The following is a 9,674-nucleotide window of genomic DNA, read 5'->3' on the forward strand; positions in this document are numbered from 1 at the left end:
GACCCCGCAGGCGCAAGCCGAGGAGGCTCCCCGACCGCCCGCGGAAAGCGGTGCCTGAAGTGGAAATCAACGTCCAAATTTGTACAAGGCTAAATCATTTTTTGTCATTCCCAAAATAGCAAGCTAAATATATTCTACCGAGGCGTTTATTGAGCCAAGTAAAAAAGCCCTCCTTCATATACATGGCATCAGTTGGCCATGTGAACGATCCTGTTTCAATAAAATCGTACATCCAGAAAAACAATGGCAGGTAATCTAACAAAGAGGAATATTTTGTATAAATTCATTAGTATAATTGATGAAATTACAATAAGAAAGGAAGGATCACTCATGCATGCTTTAAAAAAGAATGCCACATGTATCCTTGAAATCAGTTATCTGTATATACTGTTCTTTTTTTCAGAGCTACAAACTACTACTGTAAGCTTTTTAAAAATAAAGTAAGAATTATGTAATTAAAACCCCTTGAATGAACTATGTTAAAGGATCCTCAAGTTTTCGAACATTCCCTTACGATTATTTTATCTTCATAATTAGCACTTTCAACCATCATAACAGCCAATTTGTGCGCCTTGTCTGTGCAAGATCCCCCAAGGACGAAATGACAATTCCCCATACTGGTTCCAGATTGATAAACTGGATGCCCGACAAAGCGTTTTAAGACATTAACTCAGTCCTCTGTAACCCCATAGGGCTGAGCTTTTTTCAACAGGTAATGATTATTCTACCTCTCCCCCCTACTGAGCTACCATACTAGCCGTAATGAAAAATATTACAAAGTTGTTCCTTTCAAGTGAGAAACATAAGTTCTCCAAAAAGGGACAAACTGTATTTGAAAAAAGAAAGGAGATGTGAGACATGACAAAAAAATTCAATAAAGGCAGCCGTAACCAAAATTCGCCGCAATTACACGGACAAACCCCTGTTAGTGGGGACAACAGCAAAGGAAATAAAAGAAATAAAGATCAGAGCTCTAAATCAGAGTAACTAAATGAAACAAACCGGTCATATTCAGACCGGTTGTTTTTTTGCAGATAATCTTCTTAGTTATTTGCAGAAAGAGATTAAAAAGGACAATTCTCAAAGGTTCCCTTCAAAAAAGGGCGATCATTGAATTATCCTGTGTCCACTGGACCAACTTTGATTCCAAAAAGCCCAATTCTTTAAAAGCGTTCCAAACTGTAAATGGAGTGCTGCAAAACTGCCCTCAGGAAAGTTTTAATTGGAAGGAATTCGTGTTACATATTTATACCGGAAGTGAATGTAAAAAATCATGTTGAGTTAACTATTTGATTCTTTTTGCATTAGATCTTCTGCTCTAGTGTTGATGTCTCCAAATCATCAGTATCTTGATGAGTATAAGTAAAGTTTTTTGTCATCAAACTGACCACCACTAAAACAACAATGTTAACAAATAGGGCGATAATACCCACATTCAGGTCTTTTATTGCTTGAGGAAGATAAGGAAATAGTTGACTGATTTTTATGTTCCCTAGTTCCATAATGGAGACTAGTACTCCTCCTGTTATTATCCCGGCAAATGCTCCATGTTTGGTTACAAAATTCTTTCTCATCAAACTGGCGAAAAAGGCAGGAGCAAGTTGTGTAATAAAATTATAGGCGATTAAAGCGAGACTAAAGAGGGTGTTTCCACCTTTAAAGGTCAAGTAAATCCCTACTAGAGAAATAAGCGGAACCAAATATTTCACCAGTTTTGCAATTTGATTTTCCGTTGCAGATGGAGTGAATACGCTGTATACATTTTTCGCAAGCAATGTTGATATAGACATCAACAGCATGGAACTTGGGACTAGAGCGGCTAACACGCCAGTACCACCGATTAAGCCTACAAACCATGGATCAAATTCTTGTTTAGAAAGCTGCAGCAAGATAAGGTCGGCGTCGCCGCCTTTTAATCCAGGCATCTGTAAGATCGCTGCAAACCCGACAAAAAAGGCGAACAATAAAATCAATTGGTACATTGGCATTAGGATTGCATTTTTTCGCAGTGCTTTCTCGCTAGAGGCAGCATAAATAGGAGAAAACCCGTGCGGCCACATATAAAATCCAATAGAGCTTAATACAACGGTCGATATATACCATGAAACGCTCATTCCCTGATTTGGAAGTATGGTATAGTTCGGCTTTGCCTGTTCAACGGCCTCATACATAGGTTGAAGACCGCCATAATAATGAAGTGGGAAATAAACTCCTAAAAATACAACAACGCCAAGAATCAGAATATCCTTCAAAATAGCTGTCCTGGCAGAACCGTGAATACCGGAAACCATTACAAAAATGGTAACACCAATTGCTCCAACCCAAATGGCAGCTGTAGAAGAAATGACCCCATAGGATGTTGCAGAAACGATATATCCTAAACCCTTCAATTGCAGGACTAAGTAGCAAGTACAAGCTATAACACCTATTACAGCAACAAGCACACCAAGATATGGACTTTGATATTTTTTCACAAAAAAATCAGATTGGGAAACTAATTTGTGTTTCTTTGCATACCTCCAAATTGCCGGAAATGTCCAATAGGAGATGACTGTAGCCAGACAGCCATATGTCACGATACTAAAGATGGAACCGCCTTCCCCATAAGCCGATCCGCTTGCACCCAAAAATGTAAAGGTAGTATACATTTCACCTGCGGATAAGAGGAAAATCAATAGGGCTCCCATTCCGCGACCTCCAACTGACCATTGTTCCAAGTTCATTTCTTTCCCTTTTTTAGCCTGGATACCAATCAAAACGGAAATGACGAAAAAAAACAGGATGAAAAAAACGGCAATGTTCATCTTGAATCTCCCTTCTGATTAGCAGGATCGAGTAGATAAATAATCCCCATTATACCTGTGGTCAGCACAGACCAGAGTACAATCCAAAAATGAAAAAATGGCATACCCAGAACATAGGGAGTCACTTTATTTGTAAACAAGGCACCAACGACAAAACCAAGAAACGGGATAATTCCTAGCCAATATATTTTTTTCATTCTCTTAGCCCCCTAGTATGCTAGATTTAACATTTTTAAAGTCCCATGAACATATAACTTCACCCCATTTTGTAAAGCCTGTTCATCGACTGTAAATTTAGGATGATGGTGAGGATATATAATCCCTTTTTCTTCATTACGAGCCCCTATTCCAATATAAGTTCCTGGAACTACTTCTTGAAAAGCAGAGAAGTCTTCACTTCCCATAATTGGCTTTGAAATCTCTCGACTTTCTTCACCAAATACTTCACAAACCGTTTCGTCCATCAATCGGGTAACTTCTTCATCATTAATGGTAGGAGCATAACCAAATTGATAATCGAAATCATATGTAGCTCCATGTGCTTCAGTAATCCCTTTTACTATCCGTTCGATAAAATTCGGGATTTCTACCTGCAGTTGTGGATTAAAGCTTCGAACTGATCCACCAATGCTTACCTTACTTGGAATAACATTAATCGCACTTCCCGCATGGAACTGAGTCACTGAAATCACCAGGGCTTCCTGGGCATCTCGATACCTCGAAACAATGTGCTGGAGATTTGATACAACCTGAGTTCCAATTGCTATGGGATCGACGGTAAGTTCAGGCTGTGAGGCGTGCCCCCCTTTACCCACCACAGTAATGTTAAAAGTATCGGCTCCAGCCATCACTGGACCGTAACCCAAACTAAATTTCCCTAAAGGAAGAGTCGACAAGAGATGGGATCCAATGATCATATCCACCCCATCCAGCACACCGGCTCTCACCATTTCTTGAGCTCCACCAGGCGGCAGTTCCTCAGCATGTTGAAATAAAAAGCGCACCTCCCCTTTAATTTGATCCTTTAACTGTGTAAGAATTTTTGCTGTGCCAAGCAGCATCGCCGTATGCCCATCATGTCCGCAAGCATGCATGACTCCTGAATTCTGTGACACAAAGTCAAAATCATTTTCTTCTTCAATTGGAAGCGCATCCATATCTGCCCGAAGTGCAATGACCTTCCCAGGCTGCTGACCGATCAAACGAGCCATTATACTCGTTTTTGTCGGACGTGAAATTTCCAATTCACCAAAAGTTTGCAGCTTTTCATAAACAAATTGTGCTGTTTTTTCCTCCTGAAAAGACAGCTCCGGATACTTATGTAAATATCTTCTCCAAGCAATCACTTCATCTTTAACAGCCTCGATCAAATCATGAATCATTATGGTTTGAGACATACGCTACAACCCCTTTTTGTTTGATTTTACACAGCAACCCTTAATTTAGGTTAGTTTAAGGAAAAAATTCCTTAAATAGAGTATAATCTCATACGGTCTTCATTACAATATTTTTTGAAAATTCCAAACTATTTTTTCACACTAAAAAAACACCCAAATTATGGGTGCCTGTAATTCATAATAATTGATAAATCTTACTCGGCCTTCCTCGGGTGGCATTAGCCTCTTCACCAACGCATTGTGCCAAATCAACTTCGCACATATCCGCAACAATTCGCCGTACATTGCGCTCTGTCATCTCTAGATGTGTCGCTAAGTCCTTTGTAGTAAAATCAATCCAGCCCATTCTTTGAACGAGAGCCGATATCTTCTTATACGTTTTAACACTGATATTTCCGTTTTTCAACTTTTCTATAAGGGGTTTATTATGGGTACGGGTATCATATTGCAGTTCTTTCTTTTTGCCTGGTGATTCGATAATTTTGCCATCATCTTGAATAATCACAATTTCTCGCTTCTTCATCTCTTTTGAATGTTGAATAGCACGAAAAGCATTGATTTCCGCCGAATAGGCAGTCTCGCCGAAGCCAATTCCAACTGCAACGGTTGTATCTGCTTCAAAAGCCAATTTTTCAATCGTTTCTTCGAGCGTAATGATTTCTCGTTCAATTGCGCCGCGAGAACTAAAAATCATGTATCTTCCATTCCCTTTCTCTGAAAAGGAACCATTTATTTTTTCACCAAGTTGAATCAACATTTCTTTTAGCCGAAGCTCCAAGTATTGTAAATGATATGGAGTTTTCATTTCCTCTGCCACTTTATTAAAATATTCGACTTCAATGATTTCGACTCCGATTTGTGTATCCTTAAAGTAGGATGCCTTTACTTTTTCAGAAAGAATTCGAAGCGTTTGCCTCACTTCCATCTTACTCATCGACATACGGTAGGCTGGAATGCCCAATTCCCTTAAAGCTTCACACACGGACGGAAAACAAGAAAAAGCGCCTTCTGTCTTTCCCGAATTCCACAAATCCAAGTGAAAATGTACCAATTCATCCGTATCAACATCTGTCTCAAACACTTTCGTATAAATCTTTTGGGTTTTTATATTCAACTGTGACAAAGCTTCTTCGCTAATATTATTTGAGGACATAGTATCGATACTTAGATGCTCAATGATTTTCCCTTGTTCATAGATCATCTCTAAAAAGGATTTATAAAAACCAGATTCCGTAGCTGGGACATGGACCATTATTTTATCTGTACGTAGTGTTTTTCCCGCAATTTCATAGGGAAGTGGACCAGAAAAAAGCCATGCATGTACATGTGAATCATGTTCCTTTACAATATTCTCTACCTCTTCGGTCCTTACATAGGGCAAAGAGATGAATTCCAACTCATGTTTATATTCTTCTGCCGCGGCTAAAATTTGTTCTATAGAAGTTTTTAGACCGACAAGTCCGATTTTATACATCCAGTAATCGACTTCCTTTACCATCTGTAATAGATTCATTGTTATTTGTAGAATATCCTGGTTTAATCCAAGTCATGATATCGTAATCCTAATTCTTCTGCTGTCTATTATTTCAATTTGTATGAGCCCTTGTTTTTATTTTTTGTTACCTCTTGATCAAATCAGCAGCAAAAAGAAAAATGTGGTAGCCAATGCTATAATATATAGTTGCATTCATACCCACGCCAAATTTTTTCTCTTATGTATCATTTTATCATGCAACATGAAGGAAAAATACGTTGTATACGTTATTCATCTATAATCACTGCACGGATAAATATAGTTAATGATTCACTACTCTATGTACTTAAAGTAGGATATTAAAGTTATTTAATAGTTTAATTATGTTTTTTTAAATAGATGTTTTGAAGAAATATTGTTGCTTCATTGTATAGACGCTTCTCTGGGGTGCCCAATCAAACTCATTAAATAGCATATATTTTAGGCTAGGGAGAGTTATATAAACCCCTAATATTAATGCAAAACAAAGAAGGGGATAGGGCCTCCAGTCACATCTTCTTTAAATTTATTATTTTGCAAACAACTTTTATTCGGAACATCTCCTCTTTTGTACGATTATAATGTCCGCCCATTACAATAAAAAAGCTGCCTCAATGACAGCTTCGCATTTCTAGAATCCTCTACGAATGACCCGATCCAGCCACACTTATCACTGGTCATAGGCAAATCCGCAGGAGCAACGATTTTTCCCAAATAACAGGTGATAAGATGCGGGGAATTCATGATTGACTCGTTGAACTTCATGTGCAAATTCCTTACTATCTTTAGGTACTGTTGAAAGTGCATCCGCTTTTTCTTGTGAATCAATATGAGCTCCTGGCGGTACAAACCTCCCAGGTGGTATTCGAACGCCATTTGTTACTACTGCATTATAAGAAATAAATGCGCCTCTTCCTACAATTGCCGTATAAACAATGGAATTAAAACTTACAAATACCTTATCTGCAATATAACAAGGCCCATGGACAATCGCACCATGAGCAATGGTCACTTCATTTCCAATGAATATTGAATAGCCATTTGTCCCAACTAAAATCCTTTTATTGAATAATCCATGTAAAATTACTCCGTCCTGTATATTTGAATTGGATCCTATATAAAAAGGAGTTCCTTCATCCGCACGTATACTTACATTAGGCGCTACATAGACATTGTTACGAATGGTAACATCACCTATGACACTGGAAAACTGACTGACAAATGCTGTTTTATCAATTTTAGGAAAGCGTTGAACAGGATTTAATGAAGTAATGGGGTTGGGGCTTATAAATGGTTCAAAACAGTGAGATTGGTTATTAGAAGAGATGTTTGTTCCTTTTTTTTCAACCAAGCAATTACCTCCCTCACAATCTATCGGGCTTAATCATTTTATGCAGGAAGATGGGTGGAGATATCCATCCCTTTCCTACAGTACAGATGATAGAATTTTTTAGTTTTTGCCTTGGTATAGAAATAGATATTTCGCGTGTTAGTAACTAAGGATAATACCTATCGATCCTGTTATGCACCTGCCAGTTTGTAAATCAACCAAAAGAATCACGAAGTTTCTTCGCCACTGGGGATCTAAACGTGAAATATACCACAATCAATACAGATATCAATGGAATTAAAAAGAATGACCCCTGTTTAAACAAAGATCATCCTCCTTAAATTAGCCTTATTTACTCTGTTCGTTACAGCGGGTGAGCTTTTAGCAGAAACCGCCATATCCTTGGACCGCGCCATTACCGCTACCATAACAAGTAGCTCCAACAATGATTAAGAGTATAAACAATACGACTATAAAAGCGAAACCTCCACCAAATCCACCAACACCGTTATCAGAATCACAATTTGACAATAGAAACATCTCCTTATTTGTTTTAAGGAGGAATTAATTAAATGGGTTCCTTTACTTTATGTTCTAATTGGGATATTGGCACAATAATCTCACCGGAAACCGAATTTCATTTACGTGTTTACCAAGAACGTCGAGGTGTTACTTTTTTAACATATAAATTTTACGAGGTCTTCCCCGAGGTGAAAGGCAAACACGGAGAGTTAATCGTATCGGCTAGCTCCGAACGTAGGTTAAAAGAATGACTATAATTGCCTTCCATGATCCACTTGTCATGACTCAATACCTTCTTCTGAGCAGAAATAAACTCCTCTAAAGGAGCCTCCACCCAGCCAGGTTTCCAGTAGAATGTATCCAAATGATATACCTCGATATTCAAATGATCTCCAAGTCTTCTTGCAAAAGTAGATTTTCCGACACCCGCGGACACTCCGATAACCATGATACGTTCCATCGATATACCATCCACTCCCCCTTCTATGTTCATAAGAAACTTCTATGGCGGCGCTCCTCGCCGCCACCATCTACTACGAAAATCTAAACTCAAAATAGAGTCTAACCCATTAACCCCTTGACAATAATGGATGATAACAATACAACCAGGCTGAACTTTTTTTGGTGGATCTTAAGGAAGATACCCTGTATAAGAAACTGGTTGTGACAGTATGGAAGAACCATTTAGTGTACTGCTAGTACGTATACAAAAATTTTTGTAACAAATCTCCTGTCATATGTATTGTTAATCTTTTTTTGAGGTGATTTCTCCTATGGAAGCAATGATTGAACGGTGTGCTGGCCTAGATGTACACCAAGAAACAGTAGTAGCCTGTGTATTATTTGGTCCATTAGATCAAAAGCCAAAGACCTCTATTGAAACATTTTCAACTACAACAACAGGACTCTTGGCTTTAAGTGATTGGCTCGCTACCCTTCAGGTATCCGATGTTGTGATGGAAAGTACCGGAGTCTACTGGAAACCAATATGGAATATACTCGAAGGTTCTTTTCACCTTGTTCTTGCCAATGCAAGACATGTCAAAAATGTTCCAGGACGTAAAACTGATGTGAAAGATGCCGAATGGCTTGCCAAGCTTCTAAGATGTGGACTTATTGAAAGCAATTTTGTACCACCGGAGGATATTCGTGATTTACGAGATCTTACTCGTTATCGAAAAAAATTGATTCATCATCGCACATCAGAACAGAATCGCATTCACAAAATTCTTCAAGATGCTAATATCAAGCTAACATCCGTATTATCAGACATTTTTGGTGTATCGGGACGCCGTATCCTTGAAGCGATTCTAAACGGTGAAAAAATAGAGACCGATGGTCTTCGAAAAATGGTGGATTGGCGAACAAAGGCAAGTATTACTGACATTGCCAGTGCAATTAATGGTCGTATTCGCCGTCATCATCGTGATATGTTGCGTTACCATTGGGAGCATATGAGTTATTTAGAAAAAGCCATAGAAGAATTGGAAAAACAAATCGATCAACTCCTGTCCCCCTATCGTAAGGAAGTAGAATTATTGGATGGAATACCTGGTGTGAACAAAGCTGCCGCAGCTACTTTTATTGCAGAGATGGGCGTTGATATGTCCGTATTTAAGTCAGCTAAACATCTTGCCTCTTGGGCTGGTGTGAGTCCTGGAAATTACGAAAGTGCTGGTAAAAAAAAACGAGTAAAACCACACAAGGTAACAAAGCTTTGAAAACGATGGCTGTAGAGTGTGTACTAGCGACATCAAGGCAAAATAATCGAATTGCTTCACATCGAAAAAGGATTACCAAAAGGCAGGGAAAAATGAAGGGACGAATCGCTTCTGCTCATTTACTACTAACGATTGCTTACAACATCTTAAAAACAGGGGAACCCTATCAAGAACTAGGCTCAAATTACCTTGAAGAAAAACAAAATAACAAAGAGTTAAAAATGATCGAATACCTAAAAAAGAAAGGCTATACAATCGATCCATCTGAACAACAAACTGCATAACCAGTTAAAATAACGACATAGTACATTTACGTCCTTCAAAAAAATTAGAATATGGTGGGCTTATTTAAGTATGGCCTTTCACTAAAGTGTTTTCATACAAAAA

General features: G+C 38.4%; 10 protein-coding genes. 3 read left to right on the forward strand and 7 right to left on the reverse strand.

All coding sequences use genetic code 11. From position 1 onward, the window contains the following. Window positions 1–858: 858 nt before the first annotated feature. Window positions 859–987: a hypothetical protein gene (locus tag ADA55_RS30985; RefSeq protein WP_258832991.1), complete on the forward strand. Its 129-nt coding sequence runs from the start codon at window positions 859–861 to the stop codon at window positions 985–987. 317 nt (window positions 988–1,304) lie between these two features. Here ADA55_RS30985 and ADA55_RS10885 read toward each other — a convergent pair whose 3' ends face one another. From ADA55_RS10885 to ADA55_RS10910, 7 genes are all read right to left on the reverse strand, one after another. Then, entirely contained in the window at window positions 1,305–2,804 is a 1,500-nt protein-coding gene (locus tag ADA55_RS10885; protein ID WP_048683428.1) for a sodium:solute symporter family protein, read from the reverse strand. Then, entirely contained in the window at window positions 2,801–3,001 is a 201-nt protein-coding gene (locus tag ADA55_RS10890; RefSeq protein ID WP_048683432.1) for a DUF3311 domain-containing protein, read from the reverse strand. Before ADA55_RS10890 ends, ADA55_RS10885 begins: the two co-directional genes overlap by 4 nt. 12 nt (window positions 3,002–3,013) lie before the next feature. Continuing rightward, on the reverse strand, window positions 3,014–4,201 hold the full coding sequence (locus ADA55_RS10895) for a M20 family metallopeptidase (RefSeq protein WP_048683435.1): 1,188 nt from the start codon (window positions 4,199–4,201) through the stop codon (window positions 3,014–3,016). A gap of 175 nt (window positions 4,202–4,376) precedes the next feature. After that, window positions 4,377–5,675, reverse strand: a complete 1,299-nt coding sequence (locus ADA55_RS10900) for a hypothetical protein (RefSeq protein WP_048683438.1) — start codon at window positions 5,673–5,675, stop codon at window positions 4,377–4,379. 709 nt (window positions 5,676–6,384) lie between these two features. Further along, window positions 6,385–7,065 carry a carbonate dehydratase gene (locus tag ADA55_RS10905; RefSeq protein ID WP_048683441.1) on the reverse strand — a complete coding sequence of 227 codons (681 nt, stop codon included), beginning with the start codon at window positions 7,063–7,065 and terminating at the stop codon, window positions 6,385–6,387. A gap of 360 nt (window positions 7,066–7,425) precedes the next feature. Next, window positions 7,426–7,584, reverse strand: coding sequence for a YjcZ family sporulation protein (locus ADA55_RS31145; protein WP_072272451.1), 159 nt, complete (start codon window positions 7,582–7,584; stop codon window positions 7,426–7,428). 151 nt (window positions 7,585–7,735) lie between these two features. Then, window positions 7,736–8,059: a hypothetical protein gene (locus ADA55_RS10910; RefSeq protein WP_142398465.1), complete on the reverse strand. Its 324-nt coding sequence runs from the start codon at window positions 8,057–8,059 to the stop codon at window positions 7,736–7,738. A gap of 280 nt (window positions 8,060–8,339) precedes the next feature. Between ADA55_RS10910 and ADA55_RS10915 the strand changes: the two genes are divergently transcribed. After that, a complete protein-coding gene (locus tag ADA55_RS10915) occupies window positions 8,340–9,287 on the forward strand; it encodes an IS110 family transposase (RefSeq protein ID WP_213068208.1) in 948 nt (315 codons plus the stop codon). After that, window positions 9,284–9,571: a hypothetical protein gene (locus tag ADA55_RS30445; RefSeq protein ID WP_054399254.1), complete on the forward strand. Its 288-nt coding sequence runs from the start codon at window positions 9,284–9,286 to the stop codon at window positions 9,569–9,571. The genes ADA55_RS10915 and ADA55_RS30445 overlap by 4 nt, the downstream gene beginning before the upstream one ends. The last annotated feature ends 103 nt before the right edge of the window (window positions 9,572–9,674 follow it).

Source organism: Bacillus sp. 220_BSPC, assembly GCF_001054655.1.
In the GTDB taxonomy this organism is placed as follows: Bacteria; Bacillota; Bacilli; order Bacillales; family DSM-1321; genus Peribacillus; species Peribacillus frigoritolerans.